This is a genomic window from Gorillibacterium massiliense (genome assembly GCF_000455485.1).
Classification (GTDB): Bacteria; Bacillota; Bacilli; order Paenibacillales; family NBRC-103111; genus Gorillibacterium; species Gorillibacterium massiliense.
The window spans coordinates 16,553-32,204 of sequence record NZ_CBQR020000136.1 but is presented as its reverse complement, the minus strand read 5'-3'; the positions used below and the strand labels follow the sequence as shown (position 1 = coordinate 32,204).

General features: G+C 52.3%; 18 protein-coding genes. 16 read left to right on the top strand and 2 right to left on the bottom strand.

Annotated features, from left to right (window positions below; translation table 11 throughout):
* Positions 1 to 20: 20 nt before the first annotated feature.
* Together TJ79_RS17760 and TJ79_RS17755 are read left to right on the top strand one after the other, a co-directional pair.
* Positions 21 to 347: a hypothetical protein gene (locus tag TJ79_RS17760; RefSeq protein ID WP_155987942.1), complete on the top strand. Its 327-nt coding sequence runs from the start codon at positions 21 to 23 to the stop codon at positions 345 to 347.
* 89 nt (positions 348 to 436) lie between these two features.
* Positions 437 to 1,669, top strand: coding sequence for an MDR family MFS transporter (locus TJ79_RS17755; protein WP_238323058.1), 1,233 nt, complete (start codon positions 437 to 439; stop codon positions 1,667 to 1,669).
* 95 nt (positions 1,670 to 1,764) lie between these two features.
* Here the strand turns inward: TJ79_RS17755 and TJ79_RS17750 are convergent, their stop codons facing one another.
* Positions 1,765 to 3,099 (bottom strand): sugar phosphate nucleotidyltransferase, encoded by a 1,335-nt coding sequence (locus tag TJ79_RS17750; protein WP_081756981.1) that lies wholly within the window; start codon positions 3,097 to 3,099, stop codon positions 1,765 to 1,767.
* Complete coding sequence (locus TJ79_RS17745) at positions 3,096 to 3,899, bottom strand: DUF6492 family protein (RefSeq protein WP_040951689.1); 804 nt, start codon at positions 3,897 to 3,899, stop codon at positions 3,096 to 3,098. Before TJ79_RS17745 ends, TJ79_RS17750 begins: the two co-directional genes overlap by 4 nt.
* A 320-nt stretch (positions 3,900 to 4,219) precedes the next feature.
* Here TJ79_RS17745 and TJ79_RS17740 point away from each other — a divergent pair, with 320 nt between their 5' ends.
* The 14 genes from TJ79_RS17740 to TJ79_RS17695 all read left to right on the top strand — a co-directional run bounded on the left by TJ79_RS17740 (position 4,220) and on the right by TJ79_RS17695 (position 15,638).
* Positions 4,220 to 6,283: an alkaline phosphatase gene (locus tag TJ79_RS17740; RefSeq protein WP_238323057.1), complete on the top strand. Its 2,064-nt coding sequence runs from the start codon at positions 4,220 to 4,222 to the stop codon at positions 6,281 to 6,283.
* Positions 6,284 to 6,303: 20 nt separating this feature from the next.
* Positions 6,304 to 7,212: a hypothetical protein gene (locus TJ79_RS27770; RefSeq protein WP_202903340.1), complete on the top strand. Its 909-nt coding sequence runs from the start codon at positions 6,304 to 6,306 to the stop codon at positions 7,210 to 7,212.
* Positions 7,212 to 7,901 carry an ABC transporter ATP-binding protein gene (locus TJ79_RS17730; protein ID WP_040951688.1) on the top strand — a complete coding sequence of 230 codons (690 nt, stop codon included), beginning with the start codon at positions 7,212 to 7,214 and terminating at the stop codon, positions 7,899 to 7,901. The genes TJ79_RS27770 and TJ79_RS17730 overlap by 1 nt, the downstream gene beginning before the upstream one ends.
* Before the next feature lie 2 nt (positions 7,902 to 7,903).
* Positions 7,904 to 9,133, top strand: a complete 1,230-nt coding sequence (locus TJ79_RS17725) for an ABC transporter permease (protein WP_040951687.1) — start codon at positions 7,904 to 7,906, stop codon at positions 9,131 to 9,133.
* Positions 9,134 to 9,297: 164 nt separating this feature from the next.
* A complete protein-coding gene (locus TJ79_RS17720; protein ID WP_040951686.1) occupies positions 9,298 to 10,002 on the top strand; it encodes an SAF domain-containing protein in 705 nt (234 codons plus the stop codon).
* Between the two features lie 31 nt (positions 10,003 to 10,033).
* A complete protein-coding gene (locus tag TJ79_RS17715) occupies positions 10,034 to 11,197 on the top strand; it encodes a CpaE/TadZ family protein (RefSeq protein ID WP_040951685.1) in 1,164 nt (387 codons plus the stop codon).
* Positions 11,179 to 12,687, top strand: coding sequence for an ATPase, T2SS/T4P/T4SS family (locus tag TJ79_RS17710; protein ID WP_040951684.1), 1,509 nt, complete (start codon positions 11,179 to 11,181; stop codon positions 12,685 to 12,687). Before TJ79_RS17715 ends, TJ79_RS17710 begins: the two co-directional genes overlap by 19 nt.
* Entirely contained in the window at positions 12,677 to 13,678 is a 1,002-nt protein-coding gene (locus tag TJ79_RS17705) for a type II secretion system F family protein (RefSeq protein WP_040951683.1), read from the top strand. Before TJ79_RS17710 ends, TJ79_RS17705 begins: the two co-directional genes overlap by 11 nt.
* Positions 13,679 to 13,681: 3 nt before the next feature.
* Entirely contained in the window at positions 13,682 to 14,578 is an 897-nt protein-coding gene (locus tag TJ79_RS17700; RefSeq protein ID WP_040951682.1) for a hypothetical protein, read from the top strand.
* A gap of 13 nt (positions 14,579 to 14,591) precedes the next feature.
* Complete coding sequence (locus TJ79_RS27325) at positions 14,592 to 14,747, top strand: hypothetical protein (RefSeq protein ID WP_155987941.1); 156 nt, start codon at positions 14,592 to 14,594, stop codon at positions 14,745 to 14,747.
* Positions 14,748 to 14,786: 39 nt separating this feature from the next.
* On the top strand, positions 14,787 to 14,936 hold the full coding sequence (locus TJ79_RS27320) for a hypothetical protein (protein WP_155987940.1): 150 nt from the start codon (positions 14,787 to 14,789) through the stop codon (positions 14,934 to 14,936).
* 2 nt (positions 14,937 to 14,938) lie between these two features.
* Positions 14,939 to 15,088 carry a hypothetical protein gene (locus tag TJ79_RS27315; RefSeq protein WP_155987939.1) on the top strand — a complete coding sequence of 50 codons (150 nt, stop codon included), beginning with the start codon at positions 14,939 to 14,941 and terminating at the stop codon, positions 15,086 to 15,088.
* A gap of 5 nt (positions 15,089 to 15,093) precedes the next feature.
* Positions 15,094 to 15,234 carry a hypothetical protein gene (locus tag TJ79_RS27310; RefSeq protein ID WP_155987938.1) on the top strand — a complete coding sequence of 47 codons (141 nt, stop codon included), beginning with the start codon at positions 15,094 to 15,096 and terminating at the stop codon, positions 15,232 to 15,234.
* 17 nt (positions 15,235 to 15,251) lie between these two features.
* A complete protein-coding gene (locus TJ79_RS17695; protein ID WP_040951681.1) occupies positions 15,252 to 15,638 on the top strand; it encodes a hypothetical protein in 387 nt (128 codons plus the stop codon).
* Positions 15,639 to 15,652 lie beyond the last annotated feature (14 nt).

The window sequence follows — 15,652 nt, the reverse complement described above, 5'->3', positions numbered from 1 at the left end:
GGGTCGGCTATGCCGCCGGCGTGGCCGCTGGCTGCGGGCTGCTCGCCGCCGGCTTGTGGCTCATGCGCCACTTGCCCAGCCGCAGCGTGCGCGGCGTCTCCGCCATCGCTCCGGTGCTGTCCGCCTTCTTCACGCTGAAGTTCATCGGCGCCGGCATCTGGCATCTGCAGCAGGCGGCTGCGATGCAGGCTACGCCTATGCGCGGATTGCCTGAAGTGCCCTTGTTCTCGTTTTACCCGACAAAAGAGGGCGTAACCGGTCAAGTTCTTCTGCTGTTGGTGATCATCATCTCGGCTTGCATCAACCACCGAAGAGACCGTGCATTCATTCGACGTCTTAATCCTTGAGGGCAATTATCCAGCTCACGTCTAACAGCCCTTTCCTTAACTAGGAAAGGGCTGATATTTTATCAGGAAGAAACAGGAGAACTTTTGTCGTGTCGAATTGGATTCCCGAATCATTTAGGAAAAACCTCTTATCACAGCCGCGTGCCTATATCCAAGCCTATCATCCTATCGTTCACTCTCTGATTTTTGGTACCGTGCTGGCCAGGGCTGCATCAACGATGAGCTTGCCTTTTCTAGCTCTCTATTTAACCAAATACTCGAGTGGCGGCGATGTCGTCAACAGCCTCATCATCGGTATCTCTTCCTTGGCCGGGATGGTTGGGGGCTTCATCGGTGGGACCATTTCCGACCGTGTGGGACGAAAAGCGGTTATGCTATCTGCGCTTTTATGTTGGAGCGTCGTCTTTCTAGGCTTCGCGGTTGCCCGCTCTCCCTGGGTGTTTATCATCCTCAATGTGCTGAACGGCTTGTGCCGATCCTTCTTCGAGCCGGTATCCCAAGCGTTAATGGCGGATTTGACGCCCAAGGAGAAGCGGCTCAAAGTATTTTCGCTGCGTTACTTCGCCATCAACGTCGGCTCCGCCGTAGGGCCGCTCGCCGGCGCGTACTTCGGGCTGCATAACGCGTCTCTGCCTTTTTTTATCACCGGAATCTTCTATTTGCTGTATACCTTGGTGCTAAACATTCTATTGATCCGTTTCGGAATCCGCAAGATCGAAGGAGAGAAGAAGAGCAACACCAGCTTCCGCTCCGCTTGGAACGTGATCCGCAAGGATATCCCGTTTCGCTTCTTTCTGGGAGGCGCCATCATCGGTGCCATTGGCTATTCACAGATCAACGTGACGCTTGTCCAGTATTTGGAGCACGATTTCACTAAGGCGCGGGAATGGTATGCGACGCTGATCAGCCTTAACGCCACTGTCGTCGTTGCCTTGCAAATGCCGCTCACCGCTTTAGCGTCGAAGCTCAATCCCGTAAAAGTGATCACCATCGGGAACGGATTGTTCGCCCTTGGTTTTGTCGGTTTTGCGTTATCGCACAGTTGGATTGGCTTTATCCTCTCCATGTTTGTCTTTACCCTGGGCGAGATTCTCGTCTTTCCGTCTACCAGCCTGCTTATCGACCGGCTGGCTCCGGAAAAGATGCGGGGAACGTATTTCGGCGCTCAAACCTTTCAAAACCTGGGCCATTTTCTCGGCCCGATTCTTGGGGGAGTGCTGCTGGTCTCATTCGGCGGAATGCCGCTGTTCATGATCATGGCCGTTTTGACGCTATGCGGCTCGCTTTTTTACCGGTACGGCAGCTTTGAAAAAACTCATTGATTTGGTCATGGTGCCGCGATCCTGCTTCGCCCATAACCAACCGAAAAACCGGAAACCGGCCTGTCGAGGCTTAGCGTTTCCGGTTTTTTACTTTATCAGCGGCTCTTTACTTCCAAAAGCTCCATATCGCTGAACGCATGAAGAATGGCCGACCTTCCGGCGGGTAATCTCAGTACATCTCCACTGCTAACGAGTCGCTGTACGCGGTTTAGCGTTAGCTTTCCTTTTCCATTAAGGATGATCCATACCTTGTTCCAAAGGCAGCGGCTGTCCTCCTCTTTTCCAACGATCAACACGTGTCCCGCCACGACCTTTAATTTGCTTGTGATCGAATTGGGTCCATCCGGTGTTGAATGGCGATCCAATACGGTTCGCGAACCCCAGCTTTTCTCCTCGTAGCCGGGACTATCCGGATCGTTGCCCAGCATGTCTTTGATCCGGCTGCTCACCTTTTTGTCAGCAACGAGAATTCCGTCGGCGCTTGCCGCCACAATCACTCCGTTCAGTCCGATTACCCGGATCGGCAATGACAGCTCGTTGATGACCTGGCTATTCGTACAATCGGCAGACAGTTCACCGGGACCAATGAGGCTCTCTTTCATGTGGTCCATTAATGACTCCCAACCGCCGAGGTCGTTCCATTCTTCATCATGTGCAATTACTGCGGCATTATTTGTTTTTTCCGCGATCTCCTTCTCAAAGTTGCGCTCCGGCAGTCGTTCATACCGCTCTAGCAGATCTTCATATTCAATGGGAAGCCCATTCTCCAGCAAGATATCAAGGATAAATTGGAGAGTAAAGGCAAAGATGCCGCAGTTCCAAAGGGCACCTTCCTGAATCAGTTCCGCTGCCTTCTCGGTATCGGGCTTTTCATAAAAACGGGACACCCGCATATAGCCGGAGTCCTCTGTTTTTTGCGGAAGAATATAACCAAACTGCGTGGAAGGGAAATGGGGACGGGTGCCAATAAAGACCATCTCTCCTTGAGACCGCTCCAGTACACCGGGGATCTGCCTGAGCAGTTGATAGAAAGGGCCTTGCACGAATAAATCCACCGGCAAAATACAAAGATGATCCTCGTGGTCTGTTTTTCTAACAGAATGTAAATAGGTGGCGGCCAGTGCGATGGCTGTAAAGGTTCCCCGTTTGGCGGGCTCCGGGATAATCGGAATGTGTTTGCCGATATGGCTGCGAATCATTTCCTGCTGGCTCTCGTGGGCGACGATGGTAACATCCGACGCAAATCCAGCCGATTTGAGCTGCCTGGTGACCCGCTGAATCATCGATTCCCGCTCTCCCCGGCCATTGTCGAGCAGCTTTAAGAAAGCTTTTGAACGGATGTCGTTGGAAAGAGGCCACAGCCTTTTACCGGAACCTCCTGACAGGAGGATGATATTCAGCTTCGGTCTGCTCCGATCTTCCGAATTCATTGCGCATCAGGCCTTTTTTTACGAAAGTAGCTTTTACGCGCATGGAAAGACAAGGAACGGTAGCGGGCGGCCAGCCTTTTTTTTCGGGCTGCGGACAGCGACTGGATGGACGTTTTCAAATGGCGATTGCGCGTTGGAACCAAAACTAAAGTCTCGGGATACTTCGAATATACGAAATTGCCATAGGTTTCGAATTCGGAGAAGCCATAAAGCTTCGTTTTGTCGGTATTGCGTAAAATAGCTTGATACCAAGGCGCACCATGTCTGGCTTCGATTTTCTTTTTCAATCGGGCTAGCTTGTCTTTTTCAAACAGCATGTAGTGAGCTACGAATGAAACAGGTGCATGCTTCTTGCGGCCGAGCAATCTTCTGTGCATTCTAAAATACTCCGGTTGACTCCATTCCCGGTAGTAATAGACGGTCTTGCCGTCGTCCTTGAACACATGAGGGCGAATCAGCACCGTACCGGCGTCCATTGTGAGAAAAGCATTTTCTTTGCATACCTGATCCCCCGCATATTTCAGCAGCTGCTGGAGCATCCAACCGGATCGCTCGAAGCGCGGCGAGCTGTAGCGGATATCTTTTTTGGTAAGGGGAAGAACGGTTTGTTCGTCAACGAATTGGCAGTCTTTTTTTTCACAAAGCTCTCTGATTTTAGCACTTTCCGGGGATACGATATAAATCGACCCGATGGGATGGCGAACGTTCTTGCGAATCCCCTTTATGACATAAGGCAGAACGACAAGGTCTTTTTCGATGGCGGGGATCAGGACGTCGATTTTTTCTTGTGAGATTGACAAGCGATCATCTCCATTTGTCCGAATCTATCATTTTGCTGCGGGATGCATACGCTACTGTAGAATATGGAACGAACTCTCGGTTGGTTCACTTTGTTGGGAGAAATGGGAGATTGCCTTGATGCCGGGCTTTTTTTATGCCCTTCATTCGTCCATGGCTCGGAAACGGCGGAAGGTTTCATAGTTTTCAAACCCGGTAATATGGAAACACATGGATGATTTTCATAGATTTACACAAAACCTTTACATGAACGAACACTTGATTTTACAGTCGATTTTTATACTGAAATTGGTTTTATATTGATGGAGGTGTTCTTGACGAGATGAAGACCATGAAGGTTGTGCGTAGTGCCGTTTGCGTGGCGCTGGCGGGCATTCTGATTGCCGGAAGCGGCGTGTTCCCGGAAACGCGTCCCACGGTATCGGCGGCTGAGGCGGAAAAGAAAGCGGCGGATCCATCTGTGTACGTTGCACCCATTGACCACGCAAAAATTTTAGCAGGCGCCTTATTTGATTTCCGCGTTGAGCTCAACAACCTGAAAGCCCTTCCCAAATCGGTGTCGATTACGGTAAACGGGCAAAATGCGGAAAGCTTCTTCGGAAAATCCTTCACCAAGACATCCACTGAAACAAGCAGCGAGTTCACGATTCGGGGGGCATCCATCGGCAAGGCGGGTACCTATATCGTTGAAGTCAAATCGGAAGGACTCACACGAACAGTTACATATGAAGTCGTAACCGCCGACACGAGCGGCAAAAAAGCGAAAAACGTCATCCTTTTCATAGGCGACGGCATGTCCCATGCGGATATTACCATTTCTCGGGTGATGTCCCGCGGACTTACGGAAGGAAAATACAACTCGCTTCTGACGATGGATCAATTCGATCAGCGGGCGGTCGTTACTACCTCGGGGATGGATTCCCTCGTCACCGACTCGGCCAATAGCGCCAGTGCCTACAATACCGGGCACAAGGCGTCCGTCAACGAGCTTGGCTCCTATCCGGACAATACGCCGAAAGATGATTTCGACGATCCCAAGGTTGAAACCTTGGCCGAGATGCTGAAGCGGACAGGGGGTAAATCCGTCGGCATCGTGACCACTTCCGAAATCGAGGACGCCACACCGGCAGCCGTTGTTTCCCATACCCGCCGCCGCGCGGATAAGCAGGAAATCGCCGACATGATCTACAATCTGAAGCCAGAAGTCGTGATGGGCGGAGGATCCGCTTATTTCCTTCCCAAATCGACGGCAGGCTCGAAGCGCAAAGACGAAACCGACCTGTTCGGCAAGTTTGAACAAAGCGGCTATACCGTGGTGGATAACGCGACTCAGTTGAAGGCTACCGGCACTCCCAACAAGCTACTCGGTTTGTTTCATCCCTCGGACATGAACGTTTATTACGACCGGTCGACGAATAACGTGGCTGCTCTCGGCAAGCTTACCGATCAGCCTAATCTGTGGGATATGACACAGAAAGCCATCGACGTATTGAGTAAAAACGAGAACGGCTTCTTCCTGATGGTGGAAGGCGCCAGCATCGATAAACAGCTTCACCCGATGGATTGGGAACGGGCTGCCTACGACACCATCGAAATGGATAAGGCGGTTGCCGCCGCCAAGAATTTCGCCGACAAAAACGGCGACACCTTGATTGTCGTAACCGCCGACCATTCTCACTCCGTAAGCCTTGCCGGCACCTATTGGGAAGGCGACGGCAAGACCGGTCGCGACGCTGTGCGCACCTATGAAGCGTCCGAATTCCCGACCTATACCGATGCCAACAAAGACGGATTCCCGGACAATCCGCAAGTGGACCGCAAGCTGGCTGTCGTATTCGGCGCTCATCCCGATTACTATGAAGATTACAAATTCGATCCGGTTCCCACTTCGCCGACCATTTTGAACAGCGAAGGCAAGTATGTGGCCAATCCGGCGAAACTGGCGAATCCCGATGATCCCAACCGGGATGCCAAATACCTGCAAACCGGCTCCGTCAGTTCGACGGCGGAAGGCGTCGGCGTGCACACAGCGGATGACGTGCCGCTTATGGCATATGGCGTCGGCGCCAATTATTTCAAAGGCACGATGGATAACACCGAGGTATTCTACTCCATGATCAACGCAATGGGGCTGAACCTGACTGGCGCCAAGACGGACGGAAAAACTTGGGTGAAACTATCTAGCGTCGTGAATTCGCTGGGCGGAACCGTCAAGTACGATTCGGCCAGCGGGAACGTAACGGTTCTTCTTGATGGCAAAACGATTATCCTCAATTTGAATACCGGCAAGGTTACAAAAGACGGCAAATCAGCCGTTCTGGACTTCAAGGTTGAAAAAGGGACAACCTATGTAACTTCTTCCTCCTTGCTTGCCGTATTGAAGTAAGACGAGAGGAGGCAATGCCCGTGGGAACGCGTATGCATCACAGACGACATTTGCCGCTGGCTGCCTGTTTGATCTTGCTCCTCTTCGCTATTGCCGGATGCGGCGATAAAGCCTCCCCCTCCAAGGGGGAGGTCTTTGATTTGTCTGTTCAAGCGGCGATTCAAGCGGGTGAGGACGGGCATGAGGCGGCAGCGCCAAGGGACTCTTCAACACCGGCAGCGGAAACGGCGCAAGTATCGGCATCCCTCTCGGAAGTCCCGTCATCCCCCTATGTGACGGTGGCGAGCTCCACGCCAACTTCCGGGCCTTCGGTTACGGAGGCAACAGCAACACCCGGCGCCAAGGCGGCTGTCGGCAGCAAAGCGACGCCATCAACGAAACCGGCGGTCGCCGCCATCGTTGAATCGGGTAAGCCGGCCCATGCGTTAGCACCCTCGACCCTTCTCCAAGAGCCTGCCTTACAAGTACAGCAAGAGGCGTCCGCTTCGCCTTCGGCTGTTCCTCCTGCTTCTCCTCCTGCTTCGTCTCCTGATAAGGAAAAGAAACCGGATGGGAAAACGCCGAAATTGACCTTTTCCGAAATGTACGCCGACGTAACTGTCCGCGGCATCACCTTCTCCGATAAATTGAAGGAGTTAGACGGGAAAAAGGTGGAGATGACCGGATACATGGCTCCGCCGCTATCGGCAAAGGTGACGTTCTTTGTGCTGACAAAGGTAGCCTTGTCAGTTTGCCCTTTCTGTTCCACCAACGCCGATTGGCCCTCCGACATCGTTGTCGTCTTCATGCCGGAAGGTAAGGCAGCAAAGCCGACGGAGCACCAGGTGAAGGTAACGGGCACGCTCAGCATCGGTTCCGCTACCGATGATGAAACCGGCTTTGTCAGCCTGGTGCGGATCCATGCCGATAAAGTCGAGGAGTTGAAATGATGCTGCACATTTCCAATCTTTCAAAGATCTATCCGCTGCCCGGCCGCAAAACGGCGGAAGCGCTGCGGATTGCAAACTTTAACATGGGTGATAGAGAAAAAGTGGCCCTGGTTGGGCCAAGCGGTTCCGGCAAAAGCACGTTGCTGCACTTGATCGCGGGTATTCTCCGTCCGACCACGGGGAGCATCCGCCTCCTTGACCATCAGTTGGAAACGATGGGCGAGGCGGAGCTGGACCGATTTCGGGCAAGCCGTATCGGTTATGTGTTCCAGAGCTTCAATCTGATTCCCGGGCTCAGCGCTTTAGAGAATGTCACGGCCGCCATGAGCTTCGGCCGGGTTATTCCCGCCAGGGAACGGAAGGCGAGAGCAGCGACGCTGCTGGATCAGGTGGGGCTAAGCCACCGGCTGCAGCACAAGCCGGCGCAGTTAAGCAGCGGCGAGCAGCAGCGGGTATCCATCGCCCGGGCTCTTGCCAACCGGCCGGCGCTGGTATTGGCGGACGAGCCGACAGCCAGCCTCGATTACGACAACGCCCAGCAGGTGTTCATCTTGCTGACGGAAGCGTGCCAGCTGCATGGAGCCGGGCTCCTTCTGTGCACCCACGATTTAGACATCGCGGGCAAGCTTGACCGGATCGTCCGGATTCGCGATTTGCGGGCGTCTGGCGGCGAAAGCGAGGCTGGTTGAAAATGAACCTCTTGCACATGGCCTGGCGCAACCTGTCCAACCGGAGGATTCAAACCTTGCTGACGGTCATCGTCGCCGCTGTGGGCATCGCCTTGTCCCTGTCGATTTTCCTGATTTCTTCCGGCATTAAAACGGGTATTGCCAAGGCAAGCGAGCCTTACGGGATGATTGTCGGAGCGAAGGGCAGCGCCAATCAATTGATTTTCAACACGATCTTTCTAATGGATAATCCGGTCGGCAACATGGCTTCCGATGACTACGAGGCTTTACTTAAGGACAGCCGCGTCGCCATGGCGGTACCTTTTGCCCTGGGAGACCAATACGAAGGGTTCCGCATTGTCGGCACCAGCCCCGATTTCTTTGCGCTCAAGGGCAAGCCCGCGGATCCGCCTTACTTCCGCCTTGCCAAGGGCCACATCTTTGATAAACCCTTCCAAGCTGTAATCGGCGCCAAGGTTGCAAAAGAAACCGGACTCAAGGTAGGCGATTCCTTCGTATCCGAACACGGCTTAGCAAAAACGCTGGAAGGGGAACCTGCCGAGGAGCACCGGGACCATCCCTACACGGTGGTCGGCATTCTCCATTCCTTATCGGCTCCATCCGATCAAGGGATCTATGTCAGCATGGACAGCTACTGGGAAAGCCATGAACATCTCATGGAGAACAAGGCGGAAGAGACGGTGGGAGATCCCCATGGGGTAACGGCAGCTCTCGTGAAAACCCGGAGTTACGCGGATTTGATGAAGCTGTACCAGGAGATCAACGGGGGACATGCGGCTCAAGCGGTTTTTCCCGGCCAGGTGATCGCCAAAATTTACGATATGATGGGAAGCGGTGAGCAGGTGCTTGAGTACATCAGCTATGTTGTACTGGGCATGGCTGTCTTGACCGTCGCTTTGCAACTCTACGGATCGGCTGTGGAAAGACGGCGGACAGTGGCGATTTTGCGGGCCATTGGCGCCGGGAGAAAATCGGTGCTGATCCTCGTGCTGCTGGAGTCGGTATTGACTATGATCCTCGGCTGCGCTTTTGGCGTGCTGTTGGCGTATGGCTTGACTTGGGGAATTTCCGTGTATATCGGCGAGCATATGTCCATATCCGTCAGCTTCGGATTCAACGGAAACCTTTTGGCGACAGCCGCCGCCATCGGGGCGATCGGAACGGCAGCGGGCATTCTTCCGGCGGTTTCGGCGTACCGGACGGAAGCGGCGCGGCATTTGAGTGCCGCCTAGTCTGCAGCAGATCTTGATGGAAAAATAGTTCTTGTTATCTGGAATAAACTGGAGTATAGTATTCTCAACTTCATTATGGATCGTGAGCACGGAAGAACCGGCTGATTCGCGTTATGCGCGAGCAGTCGGTTCTTTTTTGTTCCGGAAAGGATGGATGGGTTTTCATGAGTTGGAGGAAGCTTCCCCGCTCCGCCCGGTTGCTGCTGATTGCGGTATTGTATGCAGCCGTGCTGACCGGGCATGTTTTTGCAGTTCATCTGTATGTTACTCGCTTTTCAGAAAAGGTGGACTCCCGGGAGATTGCCGTTGCCGTGCGGGATATCCCACCCCATACCGTTTTGACATCGGACGACATCGCTTTAAGACGGATACGCTATTCCGACTTGGTCGACGGAGCGTACACTAGCTTAGAATCGGCGGTAGGCAAAGAAAGCGCGGCGTTCATCGGTTCCAATGAACAGCTTACGCCGGGAAAAGTCAATGAGGCAATCAAGCGGGAAGGGGAGATGATCGTAGAAATTCCGGAAGATTGGCTGCTTTCCTTTCCGAAATCGTTGCGCCGACTGGATGAGATCCGTCTTCACCCCGTCTATCAGAAGAAGGGAGAAGCAACTGAGGTTCCCGCGTCTTACGTACCGGTTCCTCTCGAATCCAGTGAGCTCAGCGGCATTACGGTCGCATATTTCAAGGATGCTTCAGCCAATGAGGTAGGCGATGAAGCCGGAAATGGCGGAGATTCGGCAGACAGCCGCCGGCTCAAGGCAAGCAGCGTTGGAGCCCGGTTGGAGGTTGCGTTAACCGAGCCGCAATTCGATTTGCTGCAGAGTCTGGCTATTCAACAATACCGGTTTATCGTGAGCTACGAATAAGGCATGCACCAAGCCATATAGGAGGGAAATTGTGGGGAAAGTTGCTTTTGTCGGAGTTGATAGCTCCATCCGCAGGGAGTTTATGGAGCAAGCACCGGAATGGGAAATAGAATCCGCAGGGGCAGGTGATGTTTTCCGCTTGCAGCCGGATTTGGATTTGATTCTCATTGCCGAGCAGGAGGTTTCTATTTCGGATTTGGAGCCGTTTATGGCGAACCGTCATGCTAAACAAGTCGGATATTTGCTGTCCAGCCATTGCGAAAATAGCATTTTGGAAAATAAGGCATCAGTATGCACTAAACTTGGAATTTTGCCGATTTTCCCACGGCAAACTCCCAAGCAAATGGTTCGGATGCTTCTTGGCACGAGTGGGAAGACAACAATGGCGCGGAAAAGGCTTGTGATCATGGGCACCCATCCTCAAACTGGCGCGACGATGATTGCCTTGTGTCTGGCCCGGGAACTATCCGCAAGGGGGGTGTCTGTCGGAGTGCTAGGCCTCAATTCGGATAATCCGGGCAATCATTACTTTCATCCTTATAACGGCAACACACTGGATGAATATTATCCGGAGATTGCAGACAGCCGGCGGCTGCCGAAGAGAGACGAGTTGCTCAATTTTATGCACAAAGATGAACATGGTTACGCTTATCTTGCCGGCAATGCGGATTTCACCAAAAGGCGCTATTACCGTTTCGATTGCATTGAACGTTTGATCGACATGGCCTCCGATATATTTGATCTTGTCATTCTGGATGCAGGCTGTTCGCCGGATAGCAATTTGACGCTGCAAGCTTTGGCTCAAGGAGATATCAAACTGCTTGTGGGCTCGCAGCAGCCGTTGTCCGAGATGATGTGGAACCGGATGTACACCGATATTTTGCGACTTTTGAGTTATACCAAAGACGAGTTTTTGCTGGTCATTAATCGCCATATGGCGGATTTACCCCTCGAAGGGCGGAAATTGCAGCAATTGATGGGCGTACCTCTTGTCGGCGAAATTCCGGATTTCGGTCTGGATGGCTTACTTTGTGAGATAGAGAACCGTTTGCTAACGGATAGCGGCAACCGCTCTGCGCGAAAACGCGCTCTCGCCTGCTTTTCCGAACTAGCTGATATTGTGATGGATCGAATGGGTGGCAGAGCCGACAAGTTGAAGAAGGAGAGAGGCTTGCTATGGACCCGGAGCGGTTAACGGACGGATGCGAGGATGATTGCGCGATAAGGAGCACGGATGGCCGATCAGATGACTGGCGGTCTACCCCTTTCGATGTTCGCGACTATTTGTTGGAAAGGCAGCTGCTTGCCGATGAGAACAAGGAAACCCGGGCCGCCAGGGAAAGCGATCACCTCTTTGCCCGCATCAAACTGGCCATCACCGATTATTTCAGCCAGCGATTCGAGACCGGCAAGGAGCATGAAAAGCTGAGCTGGCTCAATCGTCAGCATGAGGCGGTTACAGGCGTCAGGAGTGCAGCGGAATGGTTTAAACGGGAGATCGAGGAGTTCTTGCAGCGAAACAATCTTATGGGAAGCCCGTATCCGGAATGCTACACCGACCTGGTGGAAGCGGCCTATCAGGAAACCTACGGATTGGGGGTGATCTCCACCTGGTGGAAAAACGAACGGTACGATATTTCACAAGCCGCTCGAATTATCGGAACCCACGTCTTTTTTGAAATTCCCGGAGAAGTGAATGAACTGCGGCCGATCTCCTACGAGAGCGAAGACGACGTACTGCGCGTTGCCAAACAGCTCAGCTTGCGGAGCCCGAACAGCGCGCTCAATCCCCATCACCCGTCGCTGGAAATCGATATGGCAGACGGGACCCGGGTCACCATCGTCATACCGCCTTGGTCAACCCGACCGATTATCATTTTCCGGCATTATACCATTCCGAAGATTACTCTCGACGATATTCGCATGCAAGGGACTTTCCCTTCCGAGGTGTTGCCGATGCTAAGAGCCATTGCTTGCGGCCGGGGGACCACCTTGGTATGCGGTCCAGTCAAGAGCGGGAAGAGCACCCTCTTAAGCGCGTTGATTTCGGAGCGTAAGCCATCTGACAAGATGATGATTCTTCAGAAGGGGTTTGACGAGCTGAAAATTTCCAGCCATTATCCGAAGCATCAAGTAATGGAACTCATCATGAACGATTCCAATCAAAAGGAGATCTTTGAACTCGTTTTACGGTCGGATTACGAATACATCATCGTCGGTGAAATGCGCTCAGCCGAAGCTGATATTTTTCTCAAAGGATGCGAGCGGGGGCTGCCGGGGGCGCTCAGCACCTATCATACGCCCGACCCCGATAATATCCCTTCCCAGCTAGCGGATCTTGTATTGGAAAGCCACCCGGCAAAGGGCAGACAAGCCCAGCTGGAACGGGCGGCGCGGAATCTGCATTTTGCTATCGTCATGGAGGAATGCGCCGACAGGAGCAAGCGGCTCACCCGATTGACCGCCTACGACTGGAGATCGTCGGATCATTCCTTCCGAACCGTCGATCTGGTTGTATGGGATCACCAGATGATGGACTGGCGATATTCAGCCCGGGTTCCCGAGCGGATTCAAGAGATTTTAGGCAAGTATGCTCCTGCGGAAACGAGGCAGATGATAGATGTCTTAACCCGAATGGCAGCTTTGAAGCCTATCGGGAAAGGGGGGCAAACCATTGCTTCCTAACCTGTGGAACCAGTTAGGCCCTTATCTTGATCCGTTCATTCGGATCATGATTACGGCTGCCGCTCTAATCGGAGTTGCTTTCGTTCTTTCTCTTGGAAACACGGCGAGATTGCCTTTGCGGATTATGCGCATCCGACTTCCCGCCACTGCCGGCGGTCGCGTTCGCCACCCGTCCAGGTGGAGCAAACATTTGCTGCTTGTATCCAGGGCGATTCAGGAAAGCACCACTTCCGATGAGGAACGGATTCGTCGCTTCATTCTTTATACCATGGGATCCTTCGTATCTGCTTATCTGCTAATCGGTATGTGGACCGGCGCGGTAGACTTCAATCATTTGAACGGGGCGGGCTTAACCGATCGTTGGCTGCTGATGGTTTCATTTTGGTCGGCGGCACTTCCATACGGAATCTTGCGTCTACGGCTCCACAGTATTCGCGTAAAAAACAGCGAAGAGCTGATTCCCGCCGTTAATACGTTGCTGTTCAAATACAGAGAGTATCACGGCAATCTGTATTACGCGGTTTTTGAAACGGTTAAGGAGTTGAAAGGGGGGATTCGCACAGCCTTTGCCGCGATGCTTCCTGCTTTGCAAGGCGCTTCCGGAGCCACTATAGAAGAAGCTATCGACTTATTCATTTTTCGGGTGCGAAGCCAATGGGCGATGCAATTAGGCATTCTATTTCAAAAGTCGGAACAACAGGGCGACAATATCGAACGGGGGTTGCGTTGGCTTATAACCGACATGAGTGAAGTGACGAAGATATCCGAGGAACTGAAAACGGAAAACCGTGAAGCTATTCAGATGGGATATTTGCCGGCGATTTTGCTCCCTCTGGTCGTATTCTTGAACCAATACCCGTCTATGGGCAAATCATGGTTTTACTATTTTCATCATCCTGCTGGAATCCGGATGTTGGTGTTTACAATTTTGTTCACGCTTTTTTGCGGGATTGCGGCTTTCATCATCCAAAAACCGAGAAACGAGATGTAAACCATGGCGCACACATTGATTCCGTTCTGGCTTTACACCCTTCCGCTGCTGGCGGTTGTCTACCTGTTGCAGCTGGCTTTGCAGATCGTCAATGAGCGTAGAATTCCGTTGGCAACCCGGATTCGCCATTTTTACGGCTCGCAAAAGGAAAGCTTCATTCGGCGTTACCGCGTAAGCCCGATGGATGAGGAGTTTGAGACAGCCGGACTTACGGCAGCCGGCATCACCCCGCTCAAATACAAGCTTGCCCGGGATCTGCTGTTTCTGTCGATCATGTTCGTCATTCATCTTCGTTTCATACAGCTGCAGGGTTCTTATCCGATGGTCCGCGTCGCGTTTGTTTTACTTTTGTATTTGGCGCTGCAGCTCCGACCACGGTTTCCCGTCGTCTATGCGCTGCAGGCGCTGCGGGTGCGGTTTGTACGCAAAAAGAATGCAGAAATTTTTATCCTGCAGCAGCTGATCTCCAATGAATTTGCCGACGCCAACGCTTCCAAACAAAATATCTATCACATGTTTCTTTATCTTCGTCGCTTTGTCCGGTATCTGCGGCCAGCCGTCGACCGGTTCCTGGAAGAGTATCCCGTTGATCCGATCAACCGGGAGAAGGCATTCCGCAGCTTTTCCAGATTGATTGGGACGCCTGAAGGAGAAACGTTAGCCCAGATTTTATATCAAGTGGATCAATCGTCTCCAGAAGAGGTTCGCGACATTTTGGAAAAGCGCTACGAGGAACTGAAGAAAAAACGGCAGGAAGCGTACCGGGGGGCGATGCGGGACCGCGGGACCGTTGCTTATCTCATTACGTTTTCCGGGTTATTGATGGTGATTCTGTGCGGGTTGTTTGTCTACTATCTGGAATACAGGGATATGATGAGCGGCGTTTATACGCTGCACTGACGGGGATGAGCCGATGAAGGATATTATCGTGAAGCTGCTTTTGATAGCCGTCGCTCTTGCAGCCATTACGTTTTTTGTAGGCTCGGAATCCGGTTTGTGGGGGGATGCAAAAACCGTCCGGGACCGTTCCGATAGCCAAGTGGAGGCGAATCTCGTACCTTGGCCATAAACATTTGCTTCAGATAACAAATTTAGGAGGTAGCTAAAGATGAAAGATATTCTAATCAAAATTTTAATTATCGGCATTACCCTCGCCGCCTTTACCTTTTTTGTCGCAAACGGATTGTGGAATGACACAAAAACCATCGATGTGCGCAAGGATACAACGGTAACGAGCGCTGTTATTCCTACTAGCTGATCATGAAAGAAACAATAGGCAAGCTGCTCATCATCGCCGTACTGGTCGGATGCTTCACGGCTTGGGTATTTAAGGATATGTTCCCAATGGCAAGTACGGGGCATCAGCATGTGGAAGTGAAAATGACGGAAACGATTCGGCCGGGGGATTGAGTGAGATGAAAGATGTGATGACGAAGCTGCTTTTGATTGCTCTAGCTCTGGCATGTCTTTCTGCTATCGCTTTTCCGGCTGTATGGAAAGACGGGGCCAAGGTGAAGAATCGGGTAACGTACGAATACGAAGAGATGTTTAACTAAGCGGAGGCTATCGAAGGATGCGTCAAGCAATTACGCTGCTTTTGGTCTTTCCTTTTATGGTGTTTTTTATGTTCCAGCCCTTCATGAGCGAAGTCGTGCATATGCGCGGCGTACTGTTGGAGCAGACCGCCCATAAATATGCCAAGCTAGCTGCGAGAGAGGGCTATCTTTCACCGGAGCTTGCCAATCTTTTGCGAAAAGAACTGGGCCAGTATCATTTCCGGGAATCCGATATCACCTTGAGCGAATCGACCAGCGTCAAGCAGACCCGGGGGATTACCGTAACCGTAACCTTGGAATATCCCATGGGCAGCCTGTTTGTTTTTTCCGGTTGGTTTGGCAGTGACTCCTCGGTTTCCGAGTACCGCTTTGATGCAAGCGAGATGTCCGAGTATTTGCCGTAACGTGTAACGATGTG

Excerpts from the sequence above, each read along its gene's own strand:
- TJ79_RS17750 (WP_081756981.1), bottom strand. The coding sequence starts at position 3,099 with ATGAATTCGGAAGATCGGAGCAGACCGAAGCTGAATATCATCCTCCTG.
- TJ79_RS17740 (WP_238323057.1), top strand. The coding sequence starts at position 4,220 with ATGAAGACCATGAAGGTTGTGCGTAGTGCCGTTTGCGTGGCGCTGGCG.
- TJ79_RS17730 (WP_040951688.1), top strand. The coding sequence starts at position 7,212 with ATGCTGCACATTTCCAATCTTTCAAAGATCTATCCGCTGCCCGGCCGC.
- TJ79_RS17725 (WP_040951687.1), top strand. The coding sequence starts at position 7,904 with ATGAACCTCTTGCACATGGCCTGGCGCAACCTGTCCAACCGGAGGATT.
- TJ79_RS17720 (WP_040951686.1), top strand. The coding sequence starts at position 9,298 with ATGAGTTGGAGGAAGCTTCCCCGCTCCGCCCGGTTGCTGCTGATTGCG.
- TJ79_RS17710 (WP_040951684.1), top strand. The coding sequence starts at position 11,179 with ATGGACCCGGAGCGGTTAACGGACGGATGCGAGGATGATTGCGCGATA.
- TJ79_RS17700 (WP_040951682.1), top strand. The coding sequence starts at position 13,682 with ATGGCGCACACATTGATTCCGTTCTGGCTTTACACCCTTCCGCTGCTG.
- TJ79_RS27325 (WP_155987941.1), top strand. The coding sequence starts at position 14,592 with ATGAAGGATATTATCGTGAAGCTGCTTTTGATAGCCGTCGCTCTTGCA.
- TJ79_RS27320 (WP_155987940.1), top strand. The coding sequence starts at position 14,787 with ATGAAAGATATTCTAATCAAAATTTTAATTATCGGCATTACCCTCGCC.
- TJ79_RS27315 (WP_155987939.1), top strand. The coding sequence starts at position 14,939 with ATGAAAGAAACAATAGGCAAGCTGCTCATCATCGCCGTACTGGTCGGA.
- TJ79_RS27310 (WP_155987938.1), top strand. The coding sequence starts at position 15,094 with ATGAAAGATGTGATGACGAAGCTGCTTTTGATTGCTCTAGCTCTGGCA.
- TJ79_RS17695 (WP_040951681.1), top strand. The coding sequence starts at position 15,252 with ATGCGTCAAGCAATTACGCTGCTTTTGGTCTTTCCTTTTATGGTGTTT.